At 63.3% G+C, this 25,124-nt stretch carries 27 protein-coding genes; 12 read left to right on the top strand and 15 right to left on the bottom strand.

Annotated features, from left to right (window positions below):
* Positions 1–113 precede the first annotated feature (113 nt).
* Both lptF and lptG read left to right on the top strand, forming a co-directional pair.
* The gene (gene lptF / locus AC2TC0_RS04430) at positions 114–1,322 is read left to right on the top strand and encodes an LPS export ABC transporter permease LptF (RefSeq protein WP_484716269.1); all 1,209 of its coding nucleotides are present in this window, start codon (positions 114–116) and stop codon (positions 1,320–1,322) included.
* On the top strand, positions 1,319–2,419 hold the full coding sequence (lptG, locus tag AC2TC0_RS04425) for an LPS export ABC transporter permease LptG (protein ID WP_484716268.1): 1,101 nt from the start codon (positions 1,319–1,321) through the stop codon (positions 2,417–2,419). The genes lptF and lptG overlap by 4 nt, the downstream gene beginning before the upstream one ends.
* 3 nt (positions 2,420–2,422) lie before the next feature.
* On the opposite strand, the gene AC2TC0_RS04420 is transcribed toward lptG, so the two are convergent.
* Positions 2,423–3,511 (bottom strand): fatty acid desaturase family protein, encoded by a 1,089-nt coding sequence (locus AC2TC0_RS04420; RefSeq protein ID WP_484716480.1) that lies wholly within the window; start codon positions 3,509–3,511, stop codon positions 2,423–2,425.
* A gap of 118 nt (positions 3,512–3,629) precedes the next feature.
* Here AC2TC0_RS04420 and AC2TC0_RS04415 point away from each other — a divergent pair, with 118 nt between their 5' ends.
* Together AC2TC0_RS04415 and AC2TC0_RS04410 are read left to right on the top strand one after the other, a co-directional pair.
* Positions 3,630–4,784: an N-acetyltransferase gene (locus tag AC2TC0_RS04415; protein ID WP_484716267.1), complete on the top strand. Its 1,155-nt coding sequence runs from the start codon at positions 3,630–3,632 to the stop codon at positions 4,782–4,784.
* 8 nt (positions 4,785–4,792) lie between these two features.
* The gene (locus AC2TC0_RS04410) at positions 4,793–5,719 is read left to right on the top strand and encodes a class II glutamine amidotransferase (RefSeq protein WP_484716266.1); all 927 of its coding nucleotides are present in this window, start codon (positions 4,793–4,795) and stop codon (positions 5,717–5,719) included.
* Here AC2TC0_RS04410 and AC2TC0_RS04405 read toward each other — a convergent pair.
* The 6 genes from AC2TC0_RS04405 to glnE form a co-directional block, all read right to left on the bottom strand.
* Positions 5,708–6,685, bottom strand: coding sequence for a cyclic nucleotide-binding domain-containing protein (locus AC2TC0_RS04405; RefSeq protein WP_484716265.1), 978 nt, complete (start codon positions 6,683–6,685; stop codon positions 5,708–5,710). The two genes, AC2TC0_RS04410 and AC2TC0_RS04405, sit on opposite strands and share 12 nt — an antisense overlap.
* Positions 6,682–7,452, bottom strand: a complete 771-nt coding sequence (gene xth / locus AC2TC0_RS04400) for an exodeoxyribonuclease III (RefSeq protein ID WP_484716264.1) — start codon at positions 7,450–7,452, stop codon at positions 6,682–6,684. Before xth ends, AC2TC0_RS04405 begins: the two co-directional genes overlap by 4 nt.
* A 9-nt stretch (positions 7,453–7,461) precedes the next feature.
* Positions 7,462–7,815: a HesB/IscA family protein gene (locus AC2TC0_RS04395; protein ID WP_484716263.1), complete on the bottom strand. Its 354-nt coding sequence runs from the start codon at positions 7,813–7,815 to the stop codon at positions 7,462–7,464.
* A 79-nt stretch (positions 7,816–7,894) separates the two neighbouring features.
* The gene (locus tag AC2TC0_RS04390; RefSeq protein ID WP_484716262.1) at positions 7,895–8,599 is read right to left on the bottom strand and encodes a M23 family metallopeptidase; all 705 of its coding nucleotides are present in this window, start codon (positions 8,597–8,599) and stop codon (positions 7,895–7,897) included.
* Positions 8,600–8,872: 273 nt separating this feature from the next.
* A complete protein-coding gene (locus tag AC2TC0_RS04385) occupies positions 8,873–9,337 on the bottom strand; it encodes a peroxiredoxin (protein WP_484716261.1) in 465 nt (154 codons plus the stop codon).
* Positions 9,334–12,051 carry a bifunctional [glutamate--ammonia ligase]-adenylyl-L-tyrosine phosphorylase/[glutamate--ammonia-ligase] adenylyltransferase gene (glnE, locus tag AC2TC0_RS04380; RefSeq protein ID WP_484716260.1) on the bottom strand — a complete coding sequence of 906 codons (2,718 nt, stop codon included), beginning with the start codon at positions 12,049–12,051 and terminating at the stop codon, positions 9,334–9,336. The genes AC2TC0_RS04385 and glnE overlap by 4 nt, the downstream gene beginning before the upstream one ends.
* 65 nt (positions 12,052–12,116) lie before the next feature.
* On the opposite strand from glnE, the gene AC2TC0_RS04375 reads away from it, so the two are divergent.
* Complete coding sequence (locus tag AC2TC0_RS04375; protein WP_484716259.1) at positions 12,117–13,076, top strand: histidine kinase dimerization/phosphoacceptor domain -containing protein; 960 nt, start codon at positions 12,117–12,119, stop codon at positions 13,074–13,076.
* Here the strand turns inward: AC2TC0_RS04375 and tgt are convergent.
* The 6 genes from tgt to AC2TC0_RS04345 all read right to left on the bottom strand — a co-directional run bounded on the left by tgt (position 13,073) and on the right by AC2TC0_RS04345 (position 17,937).
* Positions 13,073–14,203 carry a tRNA guanosine(34) transglycosylase Tgt gene (gene tgt / locus AC2TC0_RS04370; protein ID WP_484716258.1) on the bottom strand — a complete coding sequence of 377 codons (1,131 nt, stop codon included), beginning with the start codon at positions 14,201–14,203 and terminating at the stop codon, positions 13,073–13,075. The two genes, AC2TC0_RS04375 and tgt, sit on opposite strands and share 4 nt — an antisense overlap.
* 104 nt (positions 14,204–14,307) lie before the next feature.
* Entirely contained in the window at positions 14,308–15,348 is a 1,041-nt protein-coding gene (queA, locus tag AC2TC0_RS04365) for a tRNA preQ1(34) S-adenosylmethionine ribosyltransferase-isomerase QueA (protein ID WP_484716257.1), read from the bottom strand.
* Positions 15,349–15,482: 134 nt separating this feature from the next.
* Positions 15,483–16,175, bottom strand: coding sequence for a peptidylprolyl isomerase (locus AC2TC0_RS04360; RefSeq protein ID WP_484716256.1), 693 nt, complete (start codon positions 16,173–16,175; stop codon positions 15,483–15,485).
* Positions 16,176–16,262: 87 nt separating this feature from the next.
* Positions 16,263–16,769 carry a pantetheine-phosphate adenylyltransferase gene (coaD, locus tag AC2TC0_RS04355; protein ID WP_484716255.1) on the bottom strand — a complete coding sequence of 169 codons (507 nt, stop codon included), beginning with the start codon at positions 16,767–16,769 and terminating at the stop codon, positions 16,263–16,265.
* A complete protein-coding gene (locus AC2TC0_RS04350) occupies positions 16,769–17,680 on the bottom strand; it encodes a polyprenyl synthetase family protein (protein WP_484716254.1) in 912 nt (303 codons plus the stop codon). The genes coaD and AC2TC0_RS04350 overlap by 1 nt, the downstream gene beginning before the upstream one ends.
* Positions 17,677–17,937: an exodeoxyribonuclease VII small subunit gene (locus AC2TC0_RS04345; protein ID WP_484716253.1), complete on the bottom strand. Its 261-nt coding sequence runs from the start codon at positions 17,935–17,937 to the stop codon at positions 17,677–17,679. Before AC2TC0_RS04345 ends, AC2TC0_RS04350 begins: the two co-directional genes overlap by 4 nt.
* A 74-nt stretch (positions 17,938–18,011) precedes the next feature.
* On the opposite strand from AC2TC0_RS04345, the gene AC2TC0_RS04340 reads away from it, so the two are divergent.
* Genes AC2TC0_RS04340 through AC2TC0_RS04325 form a run of 4 tightly spaced genes read left to right on the top strand, consistent with a single transcriptional unit; the run spans position 18,012 to position 21,736 of the window.
* Complete coding sequence (locus AC2TC0_RS04340) at positions 18,012–18,677, top strand: hypothetical protein (protein ID WP_484716252.1); 666 nt, start codon at positions 18,012–18,014, stop codon at positions 18,675–18,677.
* Entirely contained in the window at positions 18,674–19,090 is a 417-nt protein-coding gene (locus tag AC2TC0_RS04335; protein WP_484716251.1) for a DUF2177 family protein, read from the top strand. The genes AC2TC0_RS04340 and AC2TC0_RS04335 overlap by 4 nt, the downstream gene beginning before the upstream one ends.
* A gap of 32 nt (positions 19,091–19,122) precedes the next feature.
* Complete coding sequence (gene purL, locus AC2TC0_RS04330; RefSeq protein ID WP_484716250.1) at positions 19,123–21,327, top strand: phosphoribosylformylglycinamidine synthase subunit PurL; 2,205 nt, start codon at positions 19,123–19,125, stop codon at positions 21,325–21,327.
* A gap of 4 nt (positions 21,328–21,331) precedes the next feature.
* Positions 21,332–21,736 (top strand): hypothetical protein, encoded by a 405-nt coding sequence (locus AC2TC0_RS04325; protein WP_484716249.1) that lies wholly within the window; start codon positions 21,332–21,334, stop codon positions 21,734–21,736.
* A gap of 3 nt (positions 21,737–21,739) precedes the next feature.
* On the opposite strand, the gene AC2TC0_RS04320 is transcribed toward AC2TC0_RS04325, so the two are convergent.
* Together AC2TC0_RS04320 and AC2TC0_RS04315 are read right to left on the bottom strand one after the other, a co-directional pair.
* A complete protein-coding gene (locus AC2TC0_RS04320; RefSeq protein WP_484716248.1) occupies positions 21,740–21,892 on the bottom strand; it encodes a hypothetical protein in 153 nt (50 codons plus the stop codon).
* Positions 21,893–21,949: 57 nt separating this feature from the next.
* Positions 21,950–22,732 (bottom strand): Coq4 family protein, encoded by a 783-nt coding sequence (locus AC2TC0_RS04315; protein WP_484716247.1) that lies wholly within the window; start codon positions 22,730–22,732, stop codon positions 21,950–21,952.
* A 106-nt stretch (positions 22,733–22,838) separates the two neighbouring features.
* Between AC2TC0_RS04315 and AC2TC0_RS04310 the strand changes: the two genes are divergently transcribed.
* The 3 genes from AC2TC0_RS04310 (at position 22,839) to AC2TC0_RS04300 (ending at position 25,064) form a co-directional block, all read left to right on the top strand.
* A complete protein-coding gene (locus tag AC2TC0_RS04310; RefSeq protein WP_484716246.1) occupies positions 22,839–23,513 on the top strand; it encodes a nitroreductase family protein in 675 nt (224 codons plus the stop codon).
* 78 nt (positions 23,514–23,591) lie between these two features.
* Positions 23,592–24,824, top strand: coding sequence for a DUF418 domain-containing protein (locus AC2TC0_RS04305; protein ID WP_484716245.1), 1,233 nt, complete (start codon positions 23,592–23,594; stop codon positions 24,822–24,824).
* Between the two features lie 66 nt (positions 24,825–24,890).
* The gene (locus AC2TC0_RS04300; RefSeq protein WP_484716244.1) at positions 24,891–25,064 is read left to right on the top strand and encodes a (2Fe-2S)-binding protein; all 174 of its coding nucleotides are present in this window, start codon (positions 24,891–24,893) and stop codon (positions 25,062–25,064) included.
* The last annotated feature ends 60 nt before the right edge of the window (positions 25,065–25,124 follow it).

Below are 25,124 nucleotides of genomic sequence, written 5' to 3'. Positions count from 1 at the left end.
ACTCCAAGAGGATATAGCCCGCTCCAACAAAGTGCCGGATTGGGCCGACTATGCCCCGAATTGGCAGATCGTCTTTGTTTGCGGCCAAATCATGGTGATGGGGCGTCGGAAAGTTGAACGTCATTCCTGCAATTGACCGCTACATCGCCAGGCTGATCTTTCTGCCCATGGTCGGCACGCTGGTGCTTTCCGCGATGCTGCTGGTTCTCGACAAGATGCTGCGATTGTTCGATTTTGTGGCGTCAGAAGGCGGCCCGGTCAGCGTCGTGTGGCGGATGCTCGCCAATCTGATCCCCGAATATCTCTCGCTCGGCATCCCGATCGGGTTGATGCTCGGCATTTTGCTCGCGTTTCGCAGGCTGGCGACGTCGAGCGAGCTCGACGTGCTGCGCGGCGTGGGAATGAGCTTTGGGCGGCTGCTGCGCGTTCCCTTTGCCTTTGCCATTGCCCTGGCCTTTGTGAATCTTGCGATTGTCGGCTTTGTCCAGCCCTATGCCCGCTATGCCTATGAAGGGCTGCGCTTCGAGCTGCGTTCGGGCGCGTTGGGCGCGTCGATCAAGGTCGGCGAATTCACCAATCTGGGCGACCGGCTGACCCTGCGGGTTGAGGAAAGCAGCGACGAGGGCCGCAATTTGTCGGGCATCTTCGTGCGCGGGACCAATCCCGACGGCCAGATGGTATCAGCAACGGCGGCGCGCGGGCAGTTTCTGGCCACCGACGATCCCGACACCATCATCCTGCGGTTGACGCGCGGCACTTTGGTGCATGAATCGCCCAAATTCGACAGTCCCCGTGTGCTGACCTTTGACAACCACGACCTGCCCATCCCGCTGCCCAAAATCGAGGCGTTCCGCATGCGCGGCGATGCCGACCGCGAACGCACTATCCCCGAGCTGCTCAAGGTCGGCAATGACGGCGCCGAATCGCTGGCGACGCGGCTCGAAAGCCGCGCCAATTTCCATTTCCGCATCGTCGAGGTGGTGTCGATGCTGCTGATCCCGCTGATGGCGGTGGCGCTCGCCATCCCGCCGAAGCGCTCGACATCGTCGCTCGGCGTGTTCCTGTCGATTGTCATCCTGGTCACCCAGCACAAGATCAATGAATATGCCGAGGCGATGGGCGCGCGCGGGGCGGTGGATCCGCTGATCGCGCTGTGGGTGCCCTTCCTGCTGTTCGCGGCGCTCGCGATCTGGATGTATTACACTGTCGCGCACGTTCCCGGCGGCCAGCCCATTGGCGCGCTTGAGCGCGTTGCCGGCAAGGCCAGCGCGCAGGTCCGCAAGCTCGTCGCACTGTTCAATCGCCAAGTCGCGGCGCCATGATCCAGCAGCTGCGTTTTTTCCCGTCGCGCCGCATGGCAATCTATGTCGGCAAGATGTTTCTGGTGCGCAGCTTTGCGATCCTGATCGCGCTGGTGCTGGTCCTGATGACGCTGGACCTCTTGGGCGAAAGCGGCAAGATCCTGGCTGTCGCGGGCAATGGCGAGGCTGAGGTGTGGCGCTATATCGGGCTACGCCTGCCGCAGATTGTCGCGCGTTTCCTGCCCTTTTCGGTGCTGCTGGGCACGATCCTCACCCTCATCACCTTGAACCAGAATAGCGAGGTGGTGGCGATGAAGGCGGCGGGTATGTCGGCGCATCAGGTGCTGGCACCACTGTTTCTGGCTGCGCTGCTGGTGGCGGGGATCAGCTTTACCTTCAACGAGCGGATTGTGGCGCGCGCCAATGCCGCGCTCAGTGCTTGGCAAAAGATTGAATATGCCGAAATTCCCACCGACAGCGGCGTGCGTACCAATGTCTGGGCGCGGCAGGGTGATGATCTGATCAACGCGCGCACCGTTGCGGGACGCGGGGCCAACACGGTGCTGACCGGCGTTGCCATTTATGAACGCAGCCGCGGTGCGCTGACCTCGGTCCTGCGCGCGCCGCGCGCCACCGTGACGCAGGATGGTTGGCAGCTGACCGACGCGAGCCGTTTTCATGTCCGGTCGGGCAATGTCCTGCCCATCGGCACCATCACCGCCGCGCGCGGGGTACGGCCCGACCAGTTTACGCTGGCCAATGTCGATGGCGACGCGCTGCCCTTTTGGCAATTGCGCAGCGCCATCGCCGACCTGAAAGCCGCCGGCCGCCCCACCGGTGCGCTTGAGGCGATTTTGTGGCACAAGATTTCGGGGCCGCTGTCATCAATCCTAATGCCGCTGCTGGGCGCGGTCGCCGCGTTCGGCCTCGCCCGTTCGGGCAAATTGTTCGTACGCGCGATTATCGGCATGGCGCTGGGCTTTGCCTATTTCGTCGCCGACAATTTCGCGCTCGCGATGGGCGATTTGGGTGCCTACACGCCGTTTCTGGCCGCGTGGGGGCCGTTCCTGTTGTTCCTGCTGATCGGCGAGATGATCCTCATTCGCACCGAGGAATGACCGTCAGGGGCGCGCCGACCCCGCCACGAGCCGCGTCACCAGCCCGGGCAAGCCGCGATAATTGGCCTTGTGATACTGCGAATCTGTCGGCAACGCGCCGCTCAGCCGCCGGTGCGCTTCAGCCAGATTATGATAGGGCACGCCGGGCAGCAAATGGTGGATGGCATGATAGCGCAGTCCCACCGGCGCCCATAGCTCGGGCAACAGTCCCGGCGGCGGAACATTCACGCTGTCGAGGAACTGCGCGGTTACGGTCAGCACCGAACCGTCATTTTCCCACAGGTGCGCGACCAAGGTGCGGATCTGGTTGAGCACCAGCGCCGCCGACACGATGCCGAGGAAGATCAGCACCGCGCGGAGCGGCAGCAAGCCGGTGGCCGTACCGATAATCAGCGTCAGCGCCCACAGGCTCGCCCCTGCTTCCTGCCACGCCCAGTTGCGGCGCAGTTCGCCTTCGGGAGGTTTGCGCCGGAACATGGGATTGATGACTAAACCCGAATAGCGCGCGACAACCATCCGGCGCAGCGGCGGAATGAGCAGCGACAACGGCGTCAACACGCCATAACGCAGGAGCAGCGCGAGCGGTGCGAACGCAGCCGCCATCACGAACAGCGGCACGGTCCACGGCTTCATTAGCGCCAGCGGCAGATATTCGGGGTCTTCGACTGTGCCATATTTGGTGCGGTTGTGGTGCAGGCTGTGAATGCCTTCGTACATGAAGCTGGGCGCCAGCATCGGCACGCCGACGAGGATGTTCCACACGAGCCGGAACCCAGGCACCGCACCGGGACGAATGTGAGTGATTTCGTGGATGAAGCTGCCCGCACGGTACAGCGCAAGCACGGCGACCAGCGCGCCCGCCAGCGCCAGCCAGAGCGGCTGCGCCATGATTGCCACAGCAACACCGGCATAGCCGAGCAGCGCCGAGGCCAGAAAATCGGCATAATAGAGGCGCGGATTGGCGCTGGTTAGGTCGCGCGTGAGTTCGGACGCGGCGCGGATCATCGCCATGTCGTCCTTGATCGCTGCCTTGGCAATCGGCGCAGCGCTGGGCTCGGGCGTGGCTTCGCGGGCAAGATTGGTCATCAACATGCTGCGCCCTTCACCAGAATATTGGGGCAGGAACATGGCACAAAGCGGCTCGCATCCGCGCACTACTTGGAATATTGGCGATGACAGTCATTGAATTTGCCGCTCTGGGAAAGCCTGCATGCACGAACCCGTCACCATCGTTCCGGTTAAAAGCGCAAGCGACCGGCGCGAATTTGTCGATCTGGCGTTCCGGCTCAACCGCGGCGATCCAGCCTGGGTACCGCCCCTCAAGAGCGAAGTTCACGCCCTGCTGAACCCGCGCAAGAATCCCTGGTTCGGCCATGCCGAGGCGCAATTGTTTCTTGCCCGGCGCGGCGAGCGCACCGTGGGGCGGATTTCGGCGCATATCGACCGGCTGGCGCTCCAGCAGCCGCCTGAACAGGGCATGGGCCCTGGCACCGGCTTCTGGGGCTTTCTGGAGGTCGAAGATGGCGAGGTTGCCGCCGCGCTGCTGGCAGCTGCGGAAAGCTGGCTGCTCGCCAAGGGCATGACGCGCGCGGTGGGACCAATCAGCTTTGCCATGTGGGACGAGCCCGGCTTGCTCATCAGCGGACATGACATGCCGCCCACCGTGATGATGGGGCACCACAGCCCGCTGTATGAAGCGTGGGTCGAAGCGGCGGGCTATGCCGGGGTTCAGGATCTGCACAATTACGCACTGCGCATTGATGCGGGCCTGCCTGAACTGACCAACCGCATCGTTGCGATGGGGGAAAAGAACCCCAAAATCCATATTCGCCGCGTCGACAAAAGTCGGTTTGACCAAGAGGCCGCGCTGATCCTGGGCATCCTCAACGATGCATGGAGCGACAATTGGGGCTTTGTGCCCTTTACCGACGCCGAGGTCGCCTATGCCGGCAAGAAGCTGAAACCCATCGTGTTCGAGGATCTGATCATGATCGCCGAACTCGAAGGACGGCCAGTTGCTTTCATGATGACGCTGCCCGACTTGAATGCAAAACTGAAGGAATTCGACGGGTCGCTGTTCCCCTTCAACTGGGCACGGCTATTGTGGTGGCTGCGGCGGCCCAAAGTCAAAACGATGCGCGTGCCGTTAATGGGCGTGATCAAGGAACTGCAGTCAAGCCGCATCGCCGGGCAACTTGCCTTCATGATGATCGAGTTTATCCGCCGCGAGTCGGTTGCCCAATATGGCGCGACCCACGGCGATTTTGGCTGGGTGCTGGCATCCAATAGCGCGATGGGTTCGGTCGGCGAAGCCGTAGGCGGCCATGTCGCCAAAGTTTACCGCATCTACGAGAAGAAACTCTAGCCCCCGCCATGTGCCGCGCGCTCATCTACCTTGGCGAGCCGGTGCTGATTGACGATTTGCTGTTCAAACCCGACAGCAGCCTGGTCAACCAGGCCTATATGCCCAAGATGCTGCACATGCTGAACCTTGCCGGGTTCGGGATGATGGCGTGGGATGCGCGCAGCCACGCGCCGGACGAGCCTTGGCGCTATCGCTCGCCGTCGCTCCCGATTTTCGACGCGAATCTGAAATCGCTGGCGGCCAAGGCGCGCGCCGAATGTGTCCTCGCGCACGTGCGCGGCGTTGCCTATTCGACGGCGGTTCAGGTCAGCGAGCAGAATACCCATCCGTTCCGATTTCCCGGTGCGGCGGTGGCGATGGCGCATAATGGCGATATTTATCGCATCGGCGAGATGAAGCGCGCGCTGGTGGAACACATCAAGCCGGAGCTGGTGGCCCAGATCGCCGGATCGACCGACAGCGAGTGGGTTTATGCGCTGCTCTTGTCGCAGCTGCCCGACTGGCAGGTGGAGCCCGATGGCGGCACGCTGGTTGCCGCGGTGCAGACGACGGTCGACATTTTGGCTGAGCTGCGTCGCTGCCACGGCATTTCCATCTCCTCCTCGTGCAACCTGTTCGTCACCACCGGGCGGCAGATATTGGGACTGCGCCATTGCTTCGATTTCGGCCGCTATCGCACCGGACACCCCGACCAGTTGCACGAAGCAAACCTCAATTTCCTGTCGATGTGGTTTACCACCGGACGCGACTATGGGCTGCACGACGGCGAGTGGCAGATGATTGGGGGTGAGCAAGCGCCGCGCGCAATCATGATTGCTTCGGAACCGTTGTCGTCAAACAGCGCGGCGTGGTTGCCGGTACCCGAATATGGGATGGTGCATGCCTGGCTGGAAGGTGAAACGCCGCGGTTTCGCGTGTTACCGCTACACCTCTGACGCGGCCGCGCGCTGCATCGCGGCGATACGCGCCTCTACCCCGTCAAGCGCGTCGAGGCTGGTGACCAGATCGGCATTGATGAGGGCGCCAAGCGCCATGGCGAGTGCATCATCGCGTGCCAGCAACCCGCGCAGGGTAGCGTCCTCCCAGCCGACGAGCAGGCTGGCTTCGGTCGCGGTCAGCGCGCCGCCGGTTGCGCTGCCCGCTAAGAGCATGGCAACGCCGGCCAGCCGACCCGGCCCCAGCACTTCAATTTGGAAATCGCCGCCCGGCAGCGGCAGATCGCTGCGCAGTGCGCCGCGTGCGATCAGCCAGACCCTGCTGCGCTCCAGCCGGGCGCCACTCGCGACCTGCTGTATCCGCCCCGACGCCAGCAACGCCGCCCGTTGTTGGGCATCAAGCGCAGCACCAAACGGCATTTTGGCAATGAAACCGCTGGGATCAAACCCCGCTTCGGCGGCGGCACATCGCTGGCGCGGCGCGCGGCGCGGGGTGAAGCTATTCGGCAGCGCCGCCAGCGTGGCGGCAATATCACCCGTCTTCGCCAACACCCGCGACGCCAGTTCGGTTCCCAATGCGCGCTGCATCGCCAGCGAATCGGGCCGCAGCTGCGCCAATGCCGCACGAAACACTTGAGCAGGCAAAAACAAGGTTGCGACCGGCCCATCGGCAAGCACTGTGGCATGCCGTTCCCCCCCGCGCCCCACCAGCGCCATTTCACCCACTAAGCTGCCAGCCGCCAACCGCGCTGTGTCGGCAAAGCCGCCGCCAGGCAGCCGTCGCCCGACCCGCACAATGCCGCTGCTGACGATATGCAGCCCATCGCCCCGGTCATTCTGAACCATCAACGCATCACCATCGGCGTAGCAGCGCAGCTCCATCGCCGCGGCCAGCGCCGCACGGTCATCGTCAGTCAAACCAGCGAACAGCGGCACCCCGGCCAGCGCATCCGCGCCGATGCTCACCGCAGCGTGATCCATGTCGGCGCGTGATCGCTCGCCTTTTCGCGGGCACGGTGGTCCCTGTCGACACCAGCATCGATCAGCCGATCGGCCAGCGCTGGCGACAGCAGGAGGTGGTCGATACGGAACCCATGGTCACGCTGCCATGCGCCGGCCTGATAATCCCAATAGGTCCAGACATGCCCGGCAGGATTACGGCTGCGCAGCGCATCGGTCCACCCGTCGCCGAGCAGCCGGAAATAGGCGTCGCGCGATTCGGGCTGCATCAGCGCATCCATCGCCATAGCGCGCCTGTCCCAGACATCGTCGTTGTGCGGAATGACGTTGTAATCCCCCGCGAGCACGGCTGGCACCTCGTCGCCCCAGATCGCCGCAGCACGCGCGCGCAGCCGCTGCATCCAGGCCAGCTTGTAATCAAATTTGGGCCCCGGCTGCGGGTTGCCATTGGGCAGATAGATGCTGGCGACGCGGACACCGTGGACATTGGCTTCGAGATAACGGCTTTGCTCGTCATCGGGATCGCCGGGCAGGCCCTGCATCACCAGTTCTGGCTGGGCATCCTTCGCCAAAATGGCAACGCCGTTAAAGCCCTTTTGCCCGTGATAGAGTGCGCCATAGCCGAGTGCCTCGATCTCGCCGCGCGGAATGGTGTCGTCGCTGGACTTTAGTTCTTGCAAACAGGCGATGTCGGGACGCGTTTCATCCAGCCATTCGATGAGGCGCGGCAGGCGCGCCTTGATGCCGTTGATGTTAAAGGTGGCGATGCGCACGCGGGCGGATCAGACCGAGAAACTGGCGCCGCAGCCGCAGCCCGAGGCGGCGTTGGGGTTACTGACCTGAAACGCGGCGCCGCCGAGCGACGAAACGAAATCAACCGTACAGCCGCGCACCAGATCAAGGCTGATGTCATCGACCACTAACTGCACGCCATCGGTTTCGGTGACCAAATCGTCACCCGCGACAGCATCCGCCAGTTCGAAACGATAGGTAAAGCCCGAACAGCCGCCACCGTCGACGGCAAGGCGCAGCATCGCGGGCACGCCACCTTTACGCTCGGCAATCCAGCGCACGCGCGCAGCGGCGGCAGGGGTCAGCGTAAGATCAGCCACGGGCGGGATGAGTGTTTCAGCCATGGGGTCAAGATAAGCCTGCGCGGCGCAAATGAAAAGGGCAGCCGAAGCTGCCCCGTTCGTCATCGCCAGCAAGCGGGGCTTATTCGGGCCCGCCCATAGCCACCTGTGCATCGGCATCGGCCAGTGCGGCAAGTGCAGCCTCACCCGATTCCACGAACGGAATGGGATTGACCGGCGTGCCGGCAATCCGGACTTCATAGTGGAGGTGGTTGCCAGTCGACCGGCCAGTCGAGCCAACATAGCCCAAAATGTCACCCTTCTTCACGCGCTGGCCGGCGGCGACAATGAACGAGGACATGTGGCCATATCGGGTCTGAATATTGTTGCCATGCTCAACCTCGACGTAAAGGCCATAGCCGCCGAGACGCTGGGCGCGACCGACCACGCCGTCGGCGGTCGCGTAAATGGGGGTGCCGTGCGGAGCCGGAATATCGATGCCGTTGTGGCGCGCAAGCCGGCCAGTGACCGGATGCACGCGCATCCCATAGCCCGAGGACAGCTTCATCGCGTCGATGGGCTTGCGCGATGGAACGGCGATATTGCTGGTGCCGGTCATGCCGGTGTCAAGCTGACGCCAGGCGCGAAAGATTGAGCGGGCCTCATAATCAGCGCGGATTGCGGCGGCGTCGGCCGCGGCTTGGTTCGCAAATTCTTCTTCGGGGGCATCGACGCTGATGTCGCCAGCATCGGCAGCGTAAGCGACCGGGAGGTTGGTACCGATAAACAATGCGGCGATGGCCAAAAGCGCGCCGCGCACCGGTTTTACAAACGCTGAAATTTTCACTCTATGCGACCCCGTCACTTTGCGACTGCCCCGGGTTCTCTGTCACCCGATCGCGGCCTTTAGTGGCTGAAGCTGGATTTTTCCCAACACCTGAAAGCATCTGTGCGGGGAGGAAGGTTAACAAGCAACACGAGTGTAAATAAGTTGCGCCCAACCGGCATTGGGGCACGGTGAGTCGTTGAACCGCAGATGAACGGAGCGTCAAACAGCCGGATTTTCGCCGCTTACAACGCTTCGCCGCCGATGAATCCCCGTTTGCCGCAGTACGCAGCGTTAGAGCGATTTGAGCGCCGCTAGCACCGCTTCAGCGTGCCCCTTGACCTTCACGCCGCGCCATTCGGCGGCCAGCCGTCCATCCGCGCCGAACAGGAAAGTCGAGCGTTCGACGCCCATATAGCTGCGCCCATACATCGATTTTTCGACCCATGTGCCGAACGCTGTGCAGGTCGTTTCGTCGGCATCGGCGGCAAGACGCACGGTCAGGCCATATTTGTCGCGGAACTTGCACAGCTTTGCGGGCGTGTCGCGCGACACCGCGATCACCTGCGCCCCATGCGCCGCAAAATCATCGGCGAGCCGCGTGAAGTCTTGGGCCTCGGTCGTGCAGCCGGGCGTATCGGCCTTCGGGTAGAAATAGACAACAAACGGCTTGCCGACGAGCCCAGCCAGCGGCAGCGGCGCCCCATCGGCGTCGAGCGGGGTCACGGCGGGCACGGGATCCCCAACTTTGATCGTCATTTTTCTGCATCCTTTCTCGCGAATCGTCCCCACCAGTCCGCCACCTGTTGCCGCGCCCTATCGTGCGCTGCAAGCAGCGCGGCCCAACTCTCCAGCCCGCACCCCCGCGCCACCATCAATCGCCCCGCATCGGTGGCCGGTTCGCCCTCGGGCGCGGCAAGGCGCAGCAGGATGAGCATGCGGGTGAGCAGCGATTCGGCCGCAACAATCTGCGGTGTAACTTGCCCCTTGGCCGCCAGCACAGCAAGCGCGGGACCGATGGCGGGGTCCAGCCCCTGCCCCGATTGCAACTGTGTCACCTGCAGCGCAAATTCCAGATCAATCAGACCGCCCGGTCCGGCCTTTACATCAAACGGCCCTTTGGCAGGTTTGTGGGCCGCCATCTTGGCCCGCATGGCCGACGCTTCGTGCAGCAGTGTCACTCGGTCATGCGGACGCCGATGCAATTCCGCCAAAATTTGGTTCAGCCCAGCCCGCGCTTCGGCGCTGCCATAAACTGGCCTGGCGCGCAGCATCGCCATATGCTCCCACACCCAGGCGTCCTGTTGCTGGTAACGGGCAAAGCTATCGATTGATACCACCAGCGGTCCCTGATCCCCCGACGGGCGCAGCCGTGTGTCGACATCATAAAGCTTGCCGGCCGCCGTCGGCACGGACAGTGCGGCGGTCAGCCGCTGTGCCAGCCGATTGTAGTATTGCGTCGCGCCAAGCGGGCGCGGCCCATCTGACTCCGCCAGATGGTCACCGGTGAAGAGGTAAATCAGGTCGAGGTCAGATGCGTGGGTCAGCATACGGCCGCCGAACCGGCCGAGCGCCAATATCACCAGCTCGCTGTCCTGAACCTGACCGTGCGCGCGCTGGAATTCGGCAATGGTCGCGTCGGCCAAAATTGTCAGCGCGGCCTCGGCCAGCGCGGCATAACCAGCCCCTACCAGCAAAGGATCATGCGTCCCTTCGACCAGCTGCACACCATAGGCAAAGCGCAGCTCGCCCACCCGGTCGCGCACCGCATCGAGCAGCGCTTCATATTCCAGCGCTGCCAGCTGTCCGCGCCATTCGGCGATCAGTTCGTCCGCGCCGGCGGGCGGATCGAAGGCGCGCGTATCGATCAGCCCCTCAATCAGGCTAGCGCGCGTGCCAAGCGCGTCGGCAAGTGTTGGGGCCAGCACCAGCGTGCGCGTCAACACACGGGCGAGCTGCGGTTCAGCGGCCAGCAAGTGGAAGAAATTGATCGCGCTGGGCAAGCCCGCAATCATCCGGTCAAACCGTGTCAGCGCGGCTTCAGGATCTGGTGCGGCGGCAAAGGCCGCGATCAGATCGGGCAGCATTTTTTCCAATGCCGCAAGCGCAGCCGCGCTGCGCAGCACCCGCAGCGACCCGCTGCGCCATTCGGCAATGCGCGCGACGGCAGCAGCAACCGGAACAAAGCCCGTCGCCGCGACCGCATCTGCCAGCGCACCGGGATCGCGCGGCCAGCCGGTCACGGCCCCGCGCTGCGCGACCAACTGGTCGTACACCCCCGCCACGTCAGTCACCGCCGGTGCAAGCAGCGCCAAGAGGGAGGCACCGTCGGTCAATCCATCCAGCCGCGCCACTGCGTCAAGTGCGCCGCCGCTGGTCGGCAGGCTGTGTGTTTGTTGATCCTCGACCATCTGCAAACGGTGCTCCATCCGGCGCAGCAGCCGGTAATGATCGGTCAGCCGCACCGCGACGTCTGCTTCGATCCGTCCGGCCGCTGCGAGCGCCGCCAGCGCATCCATGGTGGCCGGAGTGCGCAGGGCAGTATCGCGCCCACCGTAGATGAGCTGATGCGCCTGCGCGAAAAATTCGATCTCGCGAATGCCGCCGCGTCCGCGTTTCAAATCAAAGCCAGGTCCAAAATCTTGCCCCCCGGAATAATGGTCACGGATCCGGTCGGTCATCGAACCAATTTCGCCCAGCTGCCGATAATCAAGCGACTTGCGCCAGATGAACGGCTGGATTGCGCGCAAAAAAAGCTCGCCCAGCGCGCGGTCGCCAGCCGCAACGCGGCTACGAATGAAGGCCGCCTGCTCCCATGGCAGCGCCTGGCTTTCATAGTATGATATCGCTGCCTCGACCGGCAGCACGATGGGCGTCACCTCAGGGTGCGGACGCAGCCGCAGGTCCACGCGCAGGACATGCCCGTCGGCGGTGCGTGCCGAAAGCAGTTCGACCATCCGCCGCGCCACCCGCACCGCCGCTTCGTTCGCATCGTCGCGCGCGCGGTGGGGGAAGGTATCGGGGTCGAAAATCAAGATAGGATCGATGTCAGAGGAATAGTTGAGTTCGCGGCTACCCAGCTTGCCGAGCGCGATCACCGCCAGCCCGCGCGGCGCTTCGTCGGGCGTCCGTTCGATGATAGCTTGGTTCAGCGCCAGATCGCACGCCGCATCGGCAAAGCCCGACAATTGGCGGCAGGTGGCAGCGACATCGTGCTCGCCCGCCAGATCGCCGAGTGCGGTCAACAGGGCATGCCGCCCACGCCATTGGCGCAAAGCGGCGGTCAAGTCGCTACCTGCCTGAGGTGGATCGAGTGCCGTCAGCGCCCCATCGGCACCATCCGCAACAAAACGCGCGACATCGTCGGGCCAGTCGGCAATCAGGCGCGCCAGAAAGGGCGCGTACGCCTGTGCCCGGGCAAGCGCGCCAAGGCGGTCTGGGGCGCGCGCAGCGGCGTGGTCGGGTTGCACCATCGTGGCACTATCGGCAGCATCGGCGACGCTGGCAAGTGGAGGCGGTTACGGCTAGCGTAACCATCATGTCCGAACGCCCGCTTCTTGCCCGCCGCGCGCTGCGCCTTGCGCGCACGCGGGTGTTGCTGGCGCTTGCGGCCGTTGGCCTGATTCCACTGGCGACGCTGGCGCTGCTCGAAAAGACGATCACCGACCGGATGGCGATGTCGCTGGGCGCCGCGATGGCGGTTGCATTGGTCGTTATGGCCGGCCTGACCTGGTTTGTTGACCGGCACCTGTTGCGACCGATCGGGCGTCTGGTGCGCCATTTGGCCGAGGACCGTCCTCAGGATTTCGCCGAGCCGCCGCCGCGCTGGATGCTCGAAGTCGACAAGCGGATGGGTGAGGCTGCCGAGCGGCTGACCGCCGACCGTATTGCGCTGGGCGATGCACGCGCGCTCCAGGCCAAATTGACGCGCGAGGTCCACCACCGCGTCAAAAACAATCTCCAGGTCATTGCCAGCTTGCTCAACCTGCATCGGCGCGGTGCCGAAACCCCAGATGCGCGGGCCGCCTTTCGGACCATCCAGCACCGTGTCGACGCGCTGACCAGCGTCCACCGCCATCTGGTCAGCAGCGGCGACGGGGCTGACCGGATCGGGGCACGCCAGCTGATTGAAGACATAAGCGGCATTTTTGGCGATCCCGATGGCGTCCTCGAACGCCCGCCGGTCGTTGCCGACGTCCCCGCCGACGTCATGTTGGCGCAGGATGTGGCCCTGCCGGTGGCCTTTCTGCTCACTGAGCTGGTCGAACTGGCGCTCCGCCACGACCCGCGCGCTGTGGTGCAGGTTGCCTTTGCGCGGGCAGACGAATCGTTCCATTTGTTGGTGACGTCTCAGGTTTTTGCCGACCCGGCGTGCGACGCCGCGCTGACCGAAGGCTATCTGGTGCGTGTGCTTGCGGGCCTATCGCGCCAACTGCGGACCGAACTGGCGCGCAGCGACGACCGGACGGGGTTTCGTTTGTTGCTCACGGCGGCCTAATCTTTGGCGTAACGCGCCGCAAAATCGGATTGAAACGCCGCAAAGCGCCCCTCGCGAATTGCCGCACGCATCCCCGCCATCAGCGCCTGATAAAAATGCAGATTATGCTGCGTCATCAGCATCGCGCCCAGCATCTCGCCCGAGCGGACAAGGTGATGCAGATAGGCGCGGCTCCAGGTCGTGCACACAGGGCAATCGCAGCTTTCGTCCAATGGCCGCTGATCCTCGGCATGTTTGGCGTTGCGGATGTTGACGGGTCCATGCCAGGTAAAGGCCTGCCCATTGCGGCCCGAGCGGGTCGGCAGAACACAGTCGAACATATCGACCCCGCGCGCGACCGCGCCGACCAGATCGTCGGGCTTGCCCACACCCATCAGATAGCGCGGCTTGTCGGCAGGTAGCTGACCGGGGGCATAGTCGAGCACGCCGAACATGGCTGCCTGCCCTTCGCCCACCGCCAGGCCGCCGATGGCATAGCCGTCAAAGCCAATGTCGATCAGCGTAGCGGCCGAGTGGGCGCGCAGCCGTTTATCCAATGACCCCTGCTGGATACCGAACAACGCCGCGCGCGCGGCATGCGCTTCGCCGCTGTCAAAGCCGTCGCGCGAGCGCCGCGCCCAGCGCATCGAGCGCAGCATGCTCGCCTCGGCGCGGTCGCGGTCCACACCATTGGGCGGGCATTCGTCGAAGGCCATGACGATATCGCTGCCGAGCAGGCGCTGGATTTCCATCGAGCGTTCGGGGGTCAGCATGTGGCGCGACCCGTCGAGGTGGCTTTTGAACGCCACCCCCTCTTCGCTCTGTTTTGTCAGCGCGGCGAGGCTCATCACCTGGTAACCGCCGCTGTCGGTCAGGATGGGGCGGTCCCAGCCCATGAAGCGGTGCAGGCCCCCTAGCCGGTCCATCCGTTCCGCCGAAGGGCGCAGCATCAGATGATAGGTGTTGCCGAGGATAATGTCCGCGCCGGTCGCGCGCACCTCGGCTGGGCGCATCGCCTTCACCGTCGCGGCCGTGCCGACGGGCATGAAGGCAGGCGTGCGAATTTCGCCGCGCTGCATGGCGATGACGCCCGTGCGCGCGGCGCCCTCGGTGGCCGCAATGCTGAACTGAAAACGGGGGGCAGTCATAGGGTCGCGAGTAACTCACCGTAGCCCTGAGCTTGTCGAAGGGCGTGTCGAAGGCTGGGCGGGCTTCGACAAGCTCAGCCCTGCGGTTTTTGGGTCTCCGCGCGCTATGGCAGCAGCAGGGACGAATCGCCATAGCTGTAGAAGCGATAGTCGTGGGCGATGGCATGCGCATAGGCCGCCTGCATCACCTCCAGCCCCATTAGCGCGCTGACCAGCATGAACAAAGTCGATTTGGGCAGATGGAAATTGGTCATCAGACCATCGATAGCGCGAAAACGATAGCCCGGGGTGATGAAGATGCTGGTGTCGCCTTCCCATGACTGGATGCGTCCCTCGGCATCAGCGGCGCTTTCCAGCAGGCGCAGCACCGTGGTGCCGACCGCAATAATCCGCCCGCCGCTCGCGCGCACCGCGTTAAGTCGCTCGGCGGTCGCGGCATCGATCCGGCCCCATTCGGCGTGCATCACATGGTCGTCCGTATCGTCGGCCTTCACCGGCAGAAAAGTGCCCGCACCAACGTGGAGCGTCAGCGTTTCGCGTCCGATGCCTGCTGCGTCGATTGCGCCGACAAGGTCAGGGGTAAAGTGCAGCGAGGCAGTGGGGGCAGCGACGGCCCCATCCTTGTCAGCAAACATCGTTTGATAATCGCTGCGGTCGGCATCATCGGTCGGGCGTTTGCCCGCGATATAGGGTGGCAGCGGCATTTGCCCGGCGCGATCGAGCAAGATTTCGACCGGCTCGTCGCCGTCGAAACGCAGATGGAAACTGCCGTCGGGCAGCCGCTGTTGCGCCAGTGCAGACACACCGTTCGCAAATTCGATGCGGTCACCTGCAACCAGCCGTTTGGCGTTGCGGATAAAGGCCTGCCAGCGCCGCAGGTCGAGCCGCTTGTGCAGCGTCACGCCAATCTTCGCTTCGCCGCCCTTGAAGGTGCGGCGCACGCCTTCGAGCTGCGCAGGGATGACGCGCGTGTCATTGAACACCAGGCAATCGCCCGCGCGCAGCAGCGACGGCAGGTCGCGCACGCCATGGTCGGCGAGCTTGCCCTCCGCGACCAGCAACATCCGCGCCGCATCGCGCGGGCGTGCAGGGCGCAGCGCGATGCGTTCGGGCGGCAGCGTGAAATCGAAGGCGTCAACGCGCATTTACGCCTCCCTATCCTCCCTAAACCGTTCGTCCTGAGCCTGTCGAAGGACCGCTCTTTTCTTCAGCAATGGTCAAAGAAAAGGACAGCCCTTCGACAAGCTCAGGGCAAACGGCAATCGGTGCAAGTGCAGTCTCAGCCAGCAGGCGCGTTCAGTTCCGCGATTGATGGCACGGTTTCAGCGGGCGCAGCGTCCTCCACCAGCGCGCTGGCAGGCGGCATGGGCTTATTGTCTGCCGCCACTGACACCTGCACCATGCGGCTCATCACTGCAGGCGGCTCGCCGCGCTGGATGGCATCGACATATTGCATGCCCGATACGACGCGCCCGAACGCGGTGTAATTCTTGTCGAGGCTGAAGCGCGGCTGGAACATGATGAAGAACTGGCTGTTGGCGCTGTTGGGGTCCTGCGCGCGTGCCATCGACAATGTTCCGCGCAGATGCGGGATAGGGTTGAATTCAGCCACCAGGTCAGGCAGCTGCGACGCGCCCGTCCCGGTCGCGGTGGGATCGCCCGTTTGCGCCATAAAGCCGTCGATCACGCGGTGGAATTTTAGCCCGTCATAGAAACCAGCGCGCGCCAGTTCCTTCACGCGCGCGACATGGTTTGGCGCAAGGTGCGGATAAAGCTGCACCGTCACGCGCCCACCAGTCGACAGGTCAATGTGCAGCATATATTCGGGCACGCCCAGATACTGCTCGGGCGTCAGCGTTGGTGCAGCGGCAGGTGCGGGGCTCGCCGGCGCGGCGTCCTGCGCGGCGACAGGGGCAGCAAAGCTGAGCGCCAGAGCGGACAAATACACCATCCGCGAAACAATAGACTTCATCAAAACATCCTGATCCTTAAGCGCACCCTGCTGTGTGCGCGGTCCCTAGCGGGAAAAAGCTGAACCCTCAATGATTGAGCGTGTGCGTCATTCGCCTTGGCGCAATCCGCGTTCGGCGATCCTTGCAGTTACGGCATCGCGCACCGCCGGGGTTACAAATTTTCCGATGTCGCCGCCAAAAATGGCAATTTCCTTGACCAGCCGCGAGGCGATCGGCTGCAGCGCCACGTCGGCCATCAGAAACACCGTCTCGACGCGGTCATTGAGCTGACGGTTCATGCCGGTCAGCTGATACTCATATTCAAAATCGGTGACACCGCGGATACCGCGGATCACCACCGACGCGCCCTGTGCATCAGCAAAATCCATCAGCAGCGAATTGAAACCGACGACCTGGATATTGCCGCCCGCAATCGCCGCGACTTCGCGCTCGACCATGCCCAAGCGTTCGTCATCGTCAAACATGGGCGCTTTGGCGATGTTGGTGGTCACGCCAACCACCAGCTTATCAACCAGCTTCGCGCCGCGCCGGATGATGTCGATATGCCCCAAGGTGATCGGGTCGAATGTGCCGGGATAGACGCCGATGCGCATCAATGGTCCCTTTCGACTACGTATCGAGCAATCGCGCGCAGCAAGTCGGCTTCTTCGCCAAAGCTGCCCAGGTGCGCTACCGCTTGGTGCATCAAAAGGTCGGCCTGCGCTTTGGCGCGGTCGAGGCCCATCAGCGTGACGAACGTTTCTTTGCCCGCCGCATCATCCTTGTGCAGCGCCTTGCCCGCTAGCGCCTCGTCGCCTTCGACATCCATGATGTCGTCGGCAATCTGGAAGGCGAGGCCAATATCGCGGGCATAGGCCATGAGCGCACGGCGGCCTTCGTGCGGGACACGGCCCAAAATCGCCCCCGCCTCGACCGAAAAGGCGATAAGCGCACCGGTTTTCAGCTGTTGCAGCCGGCTGACGGTAGCGAGGTCGAAATTGGCGCTTTCGGCCGCCAAGTCCATCATCTGCCCGCCCGCCATACCTGCCGGGCCAGCAGCACGCGACAGTTCGAGCAACAGTTCGGCGCGCACGAAGGGGTCGGGATGCGCGTCAGGATGTGCGAGCCATTCGAAGGCCAGGGCGTGGAGCGAGTCGCCCGCCAGCACCGCCGTCGCCTCGTCAAATGCCTTGTGCACCGTCGGCTTGCCACGCCTGAGGTCATCATCATCCATGCACGGCAAATCGTCATGGATCAGCGAATAGACATGCATCGCCTCCACCGCCGCCCCGACGGTCAGCGACAGGTTGCGGTCGACCCGGAATATATCCGCCGCCGCGCGCACCAGCAGCGGGCGCAGCCGCTTGCCGCCTCCGATCGCCGCGTGGCGCATTGCCAGATACAGCTTGTCGCGAGGGTCGCCGGGGACCGTCAGGCGCTGGTCAAAAAAGCGGTCAACCGCCTCGGCGACGTCAGCGAGCGCATCGCCCAAAAGGTCACTGTCGGCCACCGTGCCGAGGTTCATGGCGCATCCCCGAACGGAACGGTGCCCGTGGCCGCCCCATCGGCACCGACGCTGACCTGTTCGACACGCAGTTCGGCGGCCTTCAGCCGCGCCTCGCAATGCTGGCGCAGCGCCTGCCCGCGTTCATACAGCGCCACCGATTCCTCGAGGCTGACATCGCCGCCCTCCAGTCGCCGGACGATGGTTTCAAGCTCGGCCATCGCGGCTTCAAAGCTCAGGCTTTCGGGCGCGGGCGGGGGGCTGGTGGGGTCACTCATCGCGCACCGCTTTGACCGCAGTGACGCGTCCGGGTCAAGCTTGACGTTATGGCGGCGCGCGATAGGCTGCGGCCATGTTCATCGGTCACTGGGCCCCCGCGCTGGCCGCCGCCGCGCACCCAAAAGCGCCCGGGCTGGGGACGCTGTTCATCGGCGGCCAGTTGGTCGATTGGGCTTTCTTTGCGCTCGTATTGGCGGACATCGAACATCTGCGGCTGGCGCCGGGGATCAGCGTGATGAACCCGATGGACCTGTACCATATGCCCTATACGCACAGCCTTCTCGGGACACTGGGCTTTGCGGCGGTGTTTGCCGCGCTGATCTGGCGCACCACCAAAAGCCGCACCGGCGCGCTGATTGGCGGCGCGGTGGTGATGTCGCACTGGTTCACCGACTGGCTGGTGCATGTTCCCGACCTCACGCTGTGGGGCAGCCCGCCCAAGCTGGGGCTGGGGCTGTGGGACTATCCGGCCATTGCGATGCCGCTTGAACTGGGGCTGACCGTGCTCGCCTTCGCTATCCTTATCCGCGCGCGGCGACCCTCGCGGGCGGGATATGCGGCGCTGGCCGTGCTTGCATCGGTGATGCTGCTGGTGCAGGCGGTCAACTGGTTCGGCCCGCAACCGACCGAGCCCGGTGTAGCCGAAGCCATTACCGTGTTCGCCATCTACGGCATAATTACTGCCATCGCAGCATGGGCCGACCGCCGCCTTCCGCGCCAAGCAGAAAGTCCCGCATGACCACCCAGTTCATTGCCGCCTATGTCCTCACTGCCATCATTTTCGGCATCCTTGATGCCGTCTGGCTGGGGAAGATGGTGCCTACCGTCTATCGCCCAGAGATTGGCGAAATGCTGATGAAGGGTTGGCGACCCGCCCCCGCGCTGGTCTTCTACGCGCTCTACATGGTCGGGATCCAGATTTTTGCGGTCGCCCCTGCGCTCAAATCGGGCGAGTGGACAACCGCGCTCCTCTATGGCGCACTATTCGGTTTCTTCTGCTATATGACCTATGACCTCACCAATTATGCGACACTCAAGGTGTGGAGCCTGAAGGTCACCATCCTCGACATCATTTGGGGCACAGTCGCAACCGGCGCAGCGGCCGGAACGGCAGCGTGGACAGTGCTGACATTCTTCCCCAAGGCGGGGTAGCGCGCCGCGCACGGCCAAGCTAAAGGCCGCGCATGAGCCAGATCACCCCCGCCATCGTTGCCGAGCACGGCCTGTCCGAGGAAGAATATGCGCGCGTCCTTACCGCGCTGGGCCGCGCGCCCAATCTTGTTGAACTTGGCATCTTCTCGGTCATGTGGTCCGAGCACTGCAGCTATAAAAGCTCGCGCATTCATCTCAAGAAATTGCCGACAGAGGCACCGTGGGTGATCTGCGGCCCGGGCGAAAATGCGGGCGTCATCGACATTGGCGACGGGCAGGCGGCGATCTTCAAGATGGAGAGCCACAACCACCCCAGCTATATCGAGCCCTATCAGGGCGCGGCGACCGGCGTCGGCGGCATTCTGCGCGACGTTTTCACCATGGGCGCGCGGCCCGTGGCGAACCTTAACGCGCTGCGTTTTGGCCGCCCCGACCATCCCAAGATGCGCCATCTGATCAGCGGTGTGGTGCGTGGCATCGGCGGTTATGGCAATTGCGTCGGCGTGCCCACCGTGGGCGGCGAGGTGAATTTCCACCCAGCCTATGACGGCAATATCCTGGTCAACGCGATGACCGTCGGCGTCGCCGACACCGACAAGATCTTTTATTCCGCGGCCAGCGGCGTCGGCAATCCGATCGTCTATGTCGGCAGCAAGACGGGCCGCGACGGCATCCACGGCGCGACCATGGCGTCGGCCGACTTTGGCGAGGACAGCGAGGAAAAGCGGCCGACGGTCCAGGTTGGCGATCCCTTCACCGAAAAGCTATTGATCGAGGCGTGTCTGGAACTGATGGCGTCCGACGCCATCGTCGCGATTCAGGATATGGGTGCGGCGGGCTTGACGTCGTCGAGCGTCGAAATGGCATCCAAGGGTGGGGTTGGTATCCACCTCAAAATGGATGACGTGCCGCAGCGTGAAACGGGCATGACCGCCTATGAAATGATGCTGTCGGAAAGCCAAGAGCGCATGTTGATGGTGTTGAAACCCGGCAAAGAGGCCTTTGCCGAGGCGATCTTCCGCAAATGGGAACTGGATTTCGCCGTCATTGGCCATGTCACTGACACCGGGCGGATGGTGCTGGAACATAAAGGCGAAATCGTGTGCGACATTCCGCTCGCACCGCTCGCCGACGATGCCCCGCTCTATGACCGCCCACATGTGCCGACGCCGCCGCGCGCCGCGCTGTCCGATGCGCCCGAAAGCGTCGATCCAGCGACGGACCTGCTCACGCTCATGGGTAGCCCCGATATCGCCAGTCGCCGCTGGATCTGGGAGCAATATGACGCCCAAGTCGGCGGCGATACGGTCGCGCTGTCGGGCGGTGATGCTGCCGTGGTGCGCGTCCACGGGCATGACAAGGCGCTGGCGATGACAACGGATTGCACCCCGCGCTATTGCTTTGCGGACCCGGTGGAGGGCGGCAAACAAGCGGTGGCCGAGGCGTGGCGCAATCTGACCGCCGTCGGCGCGACGCCGCTCGCTATCACCAATTGCCTGAACTTTGCTAACCCGCAGCGGCCGGAGATTATGGGGCAGATTGTCGGGTGCTTGGACGGAATGGGGCAGGCGTGCCGGGCGCTCGACTTCCCAATCGTGTCGGGCAATGTCAGTCTCTACAATGAATCGAAAGCGACCGGCGGCGGCAGCGCCATCCTGCCCACGCCCGCGATTGCCGGTGTCGGCTTGATGCCCGACTGGCGGCAAGCCGTCACCATCGCCTTCAAGCGCACCGGCGACATTGTGCTCGCGGTTGGCGAACGCGGCGGCTATCTGGGCCAATCCATCTGGCTGCGCGAATGTCATGGCCGCGAGGATGGCCCGCCGCCGCCCGTTGATCTGGCCGCCGAGCGCCGCACCGGCGACTTCATCCGCGCCAGCATCCGCAAGGGCTGGATTACCGCCTGCCATGATGTGTCCGACGGCGGGGTTGCGGTCGCGCTCGCCGAAATGGCGCTGGCCGGCGATATCGGTGTGATGGTCAATGAAGAGCAACCCTTCGGTGTCGCGGGCAGTTTTTTTGGCGAGGATCAGGGCCTCTATCTCGTCACCGTGTGCGACACATGCCTCGCCGACTTTCTGGCAGAAGCACATAAGGCTGACGTGCCGGTCGACCCGCTTGGCCGCACGATCAAGAACCGCATTGTTTTCGAACTGCCCGAAGGCGATTTCGCGGTCAGCCTCGCCGACCTGCGCACCGCGCATGAAGGATTCTTCCCGGCATTGATGGAAGGCTGACCCGGTGGAGACGGCGGGTTATTCGGGAACGCCGCTCGCCAAGAAGCTAGGGCTGAAACCCGGACTGAGCCTGTGGACGCACGCGCAGCCCGTAAGCGTGGCCGCGGAAGTTGCCGACGCCGGATACACGCTTCTCGCTGAACCCGCCGCAGGAATGGATGCTGCTCATATTTTCGTGACCGAAGCAGCGCAGCTGGCGGTGCTGCTGGACGACCTGCGCCACACCATAGCAACCAGCGGCTTTGTCTGGGTGAGCTGGCCCAAAAAGGCTTCGAAGCAACCGACCGACATTACCGAAGATATCATCAGGGACGTCGCGCTGCCAATGGGCTGGGTCGACGTAAAGGTATGCGCTGTCGATGCGGTGTGGTCAGGGCTGAAACTGGTGATCCGCAAAGAACTGCGCTGACGGCTAAAGGCCATAGCGCCAGCTGAGCAGCGCCGACAAAGTGACGGTCATAATCGCCACCAGCGGCACGCCGGTGCGGACATAGTCGGCAAAACGATAGTCGCCCTCCTTCATGATGAGCATATTGGTCTTATAGGCGACGGGCGTGGCCGCCAAAAATCGGTGAGTTCATAGCGCACCCTAGCCGCAATGATGCGGAGGGGCAAAAAGGACTCAGGCAGTCTGCGGCGCGAGCGCGGTTTCGGCGGGGTTCAGCCCCGCCGCGCGCATCACTTCATGCGCGCGGTGATAGTGCACTGGCTTGCCAATACCGAGGCGCGCGCGCGCCGCATCAAGCGGTTCGCGTAGCAACGCGGCAATGTCCTGATGCGCGATATTGCCGGCCGCCTTGCCCAGCCGCCGCGCCTCGCGGATGCAGCCGAAAATGCCCGCCTCACGCGGGACATGTTTGCGGATTTGTGCTGCTCCCGCCCAGGCGATGAACAAGGAGCCCCAGCTAGGCGTGTGGCATTCGGAAAAGGCCAGCACGCACGCCTCGCCCAGCGCATCGCGGCCATAGCCGGTCAGCACATGGTGCAGGTCATGCGTATCGCGCAGCCGGTTGGCGTAAAGTTCGATCAGGTCGGTATAGTGCGGCTGTCCGCGGCGAAAGCGGGCGTATTCATCGACCAGCCCTTGAGCAGTCAGCCCTTCACGCTCCATGAACGCCAGGTAGGCGCGCCCCACCGTGCCGGGTTCGAGCCGGCGCAGCGCGCTATGATCGTCGAGCAGCGCGACCAGATCGACCGGCTGGTCGAGCGTTTGACGTCCGAAATCGCTGGCGTAGAAACGTTCGGCCGCGCGGGCAAAACGCTTGTCGCGCAGCGAATTGATGATGTGGAACACCTGTTCGGTGTCTTCCTTGTCCGCGACCAGCTTCTTGAAATGGCCCCACGCCTTGAGGGGGCGAAAGCCGCCATTGATACGGTCGGGGTGGGCAAGGGGAATGGCAGTCATCAACTTTGTCCTGAAACAGCGATTCGCTCGCTTATCAACATCGATGTTAATAAGCCGTTTCGATGGCGCTTTCAAGGGAGCGATTATTGCGATAGCCAGCCCCGACATGACCGACCACCGCGCCATACCCTTTCCGCCCCTGCCCGCGATGACCGATGGTGAACGCGTTGCTGCGGCCCAAGCCTTTGCCGATCATATTGCCCGGCGACACACGGTGCGCGCCTTTGCGGCGACGCCGGTGCCGCGCGCGGTGATCGAAGCGGCAATCCGAGCAGCTGGAACCGCACCCAATGGCGCGAACCACCAGCCATGGCATTTTGCGGTGATCGGCTCGCCCGACAAGAAGCGCGCGATCCGTGAGGCCGCCGAGGTGGAGGAACGCGAATTTTACGCCGGACGCGCGAGCGATGAATGGCTGGATGCGCTTGCGCCGCTCGGCACCGATGCCGACAAAGCGTTTCTGGAGATCGCGCCTTGGCTGATCGTCGTGTTTGCGCAGCGACGCGGCGGGATTGAGCCGGGCGAAAAGCGGCAAAATTATTATGTGACCGAGAGCGTCGGCATCGCCTGCGGCCTCCTCTTGACGGCGCTACACAGCGCGGGGCTGGCAACATTGACCCACACGCCATCGCCGATGGGATTTCTGCGCGACTTGTGCGGGCGCGACAGCGACGAAAAGGCGCTGATGATCATCGTGGTCGGGCACGCTGCCGCCGATGCCACCATCCCGGTGCAGGCAACGCGCAAGAAGCCGCTGGAGGCAATTTCGAGCTGGTTCTAGCCAGTCAGTCGCGGGGTCATTTTTCCCTTTTCATCATGGTTTTATCCTGCTCTTGTCCGCGCTGGCAAGGGGGCCGCCATGACCGAACAGGACCGTTTCATCAGCCTTGATGCCATTCGCGGCATGGCCGTGATGGGCATTTTGGCGATGAATATTTATGCCTTTGCGCTGCCGCTGGCGGGCTATTTCAATCCGCTCGCGGGGGGCGAACCAGCAAGCGGCGACATTGCCACTTGGGCGTTCAACTTCATCTTTATCGACAGCAAGATGCGGGGCATGTTTTCCATGCTGTTCGGGGCAAGCACGCTGCTTGTCATGGAACGCGCCACAGCGAACGGGCGCAGCGCAGCAAAGAGCCATTATGCCCGCATGTTTTGGTTGTTCGGGTTCGGCCTTGTCCATTATTATCTGATCTGGTTCGGCGACATTTTAACGCTCTATGCCGCTTGCGGAGTATTGCTCTGTTTCTTCCGCAACCTGTCGATCCGAGCCTTGCTCTGGTGGGCGGGCGGCTTTGCGCTGCTGTCGATGCTGATCTTCGTGCCCTTTTGGGCGCTGCTCGCCGCTTTTGAGGCGGGGATGTTGGCTCCCGAAATGCAGGCAGGACTGGCCGAAGCGATGGTCGACATCAACCGCGATTTTGGCGTCGACAGCAAAGCCTTCGCCAAGGAGGTCGCACTGATGCGCAGCGACTATGGCGCCATCCTCGCCGACCGTCTGGGGCCGCAGGCTGATGGGCCATTGGCGCAGATCATCTCCTTCATCTGGGAGACAATGGCGCTGATGTTGGTCGGCATGGCGCTGTTCAAGGCGCGGATGTTGACCGGCGAGTGGGACGCCGCACGCTATGCCAAATGGGCGACGCGCTGTTTCCTAATCGCGGTGCCGCCGCTGGCCGCGCTCGCATGGTATCAAGTCAGCAGCGATTTTTCGGTGGCCAGCGTGTTCGGCAGCAGCATCGCATTGTCGATGCCGTTCGATTTCATCCTGACCGTCGGTTGGGCGGCGCTTATCATGCTGGCGATCAAGAGCTGGTTGAACGCCGCGGCCGTTACGCGGCTGGCGGCGGCGGGGCAGATGGCCTTTACCAATTATCTGGTCACGTCGATCGTCATGACCACCATCTTTTACGGCTATGGCCTGGGGCTGTTCGCCAGCGTATCGCGCCCGGTGCTCTATCTGTTTTGTTTTGGCATGTGGGCGGCGATGTTGCTGTGGTCCAAGCCATGGCTGGCGCAATTCCATTATGGCCCGCTCGAATGGCTGTGGCGCAGCTTGTCGCGAGGACAATTGCAAAAAATGCGGCGCTGACCATTTACCTATTGCGAGGCATTCGCACTTAGAGTAGCGAATGATTCGCAATAGTGAGGTGCGCCAGTGATCGTCTGCGTTTGCAATGCCATTCGGGAACGCGAAATTCGCGAAGCGGTGCAGAAGGGTGCGCGCAGCCCGGCGCGCGCCTACCGCGACCTCGGCTGTCAGGTGAAATGCGGTCAGTGTGTGCCGTTCGCGCGAGACATTATCGGTCGCGAGCGCGCGACTGCTTGTTAGTCGCAATAGCCAAAAAACCTTGATTTTCAGCCATTTTTTGACTGTTCGCATGGCGCGGAC

The organism is Sphingopyxis sp. sgz302558 (assembly GCF_057220455.1).
Note: the sequence above shows the minus strand (reverse complement) of the source record. Positions and strands in the feature narration are given on the sequence as shown.

Bases quoted from the DNA above. Each gene is read 5' to 3' on its own strand.
- AC2TC0_RS04305 (WP_484716245.1), top strand. From the start codon at position 23,592: ATGACCGAACAGGACCGTTTCATCAGCCTTGATGCCATTCGCGGCATG.
- AC2TC0_RS04375 (WP_484716259.1), top strand. From the start codon at position 12,117: ATGTCCGAACGCCCGCTTCTTGCCCGCCGCGCGCTGCGCCTTGCGCGC.
- AC2TC0_RS04395 (WP_484716263.1), bottom strand. From the start codon at position 7,815: ATGGCTGAAACACTCATCCCGCCCGTGGCTGATCTTACGCTGACCCCT.
- glnE (WP_484716260.1), bottom strand. From the start codon at position 12,051: ATGGTGCAACCCGACCACGCCGCTGCGCGCGCCCCAGACCGCCTTGGC.
- tgt (WP_484716258.1), bottom strand. From the start codon at position 14,203: ATGACTGCCCCCCGTTTTCAGTTCAGCATTGCGGCCACCGAGGGCGCC.
- AC2TC0_RS04310 (WP_484716246.1), top strand. From the start codon at position 22,839: ATGACCGACCACCGCGCCATACCCTTTCCGCCCCTGCCCGCGATGACC.
- AC2TC0_RS04345 (WP_484716253.1), bottom strand. From the start codon at position 17,937: ATGAGTGACCCCACCAGCCCCCCGCCCGCGCCCGAAAGCCTGAGCTTT.
- lptG (WP_484716268.1), top strand. From the start codon at position 1,319: ATGATCCAGCAGCTGCGTTTTTTCCCGTCGCGCCGCATGGCAATCTAT.
- queA (WP_484716257.1), bottom strand. From the start codon at position 15,348: ATGCGCGTTGACGCCTTCGATTTCACGCTGCCGCCCGAACGCATCGCG.
- AC2TC0_RS04385 (WP_484716261.1), bottom strand. From the start codon at position 9,337: ATGACGATCAAAGTTGGGGATCCCGTGCCCGCCGTGACCCCGCTCGAC.
- AC2TC0_RS04360 (WP_484716256.1), bottom strand. From the start codon at position 16,175: ATGAAGTCTATTGTTTCGCGGATGGTGTATTTGTCCGCTCTGGCGCTC.
- AC2TC0_RS04410 (WP_484716266.1), top strand. From the start codon at position 4,793: ATGTGCCGCGCGCTCATCTACCTTGGCGAGCCGGTGCTGATTGACGAT.
- AC2TC0_RS04420 (WP_484716480.1), bottom strand. From the start codon at position 3,511: ATGTTGATGACCAATCTTGCCCGCGAAGCCACGCCCGAGCCCAGCGCT.
- AC2TC0_RS04315 (WP_484716247.1), bottom strand. From the start codon at position 22,732: ATGACTGCCATTCCCCTTGCCCACCCCGACCGTATCAATGGCGGCTTT.
- coaD (WP_484716255.1), bottom strand. From the start codon at position 16,769: ATGCGCATCGGCGTCTATCCCGGCACATTCGACCCGATCACCTTGGGG.
- purL (WP_484716250.1), top strand. From the start codon at position 19,123: ATGAGCCAGATCACCCCCGCCATCGTTGCCGAGCACGGCCTGTCCGAG.
- AC2TC0_RS04335 (WP_484716251.1), top strand. From the start codon at position 18,674: ATGACCACCCAGTTCATTGCCGCCTATGTCCTCACTGCCATCATTTTC.
- AC2TC0_RS04350 (WP_484716254.1), bottom strand. From the start codon at position 17,680: ATGAACCTCGGCACGGTGGCCGACAGTGACCTTTTGGGCGATGCGCTC.
- AC2TC0_RS04340 (WP_484716252.1), top strand. From the start codon at position 18,012: ATGTTCATCGGTCACTGGGCCCCCGCGCTGGCCGCCGCCGCGCACCCA.
- AC2TC0_RS04415 (WP_484716267.1), top strand. From the start codon at position 3,630: ATGCACGAACCCGTCACCATCGTTCCGGTTAAAAGCGCAAGCGACCGG.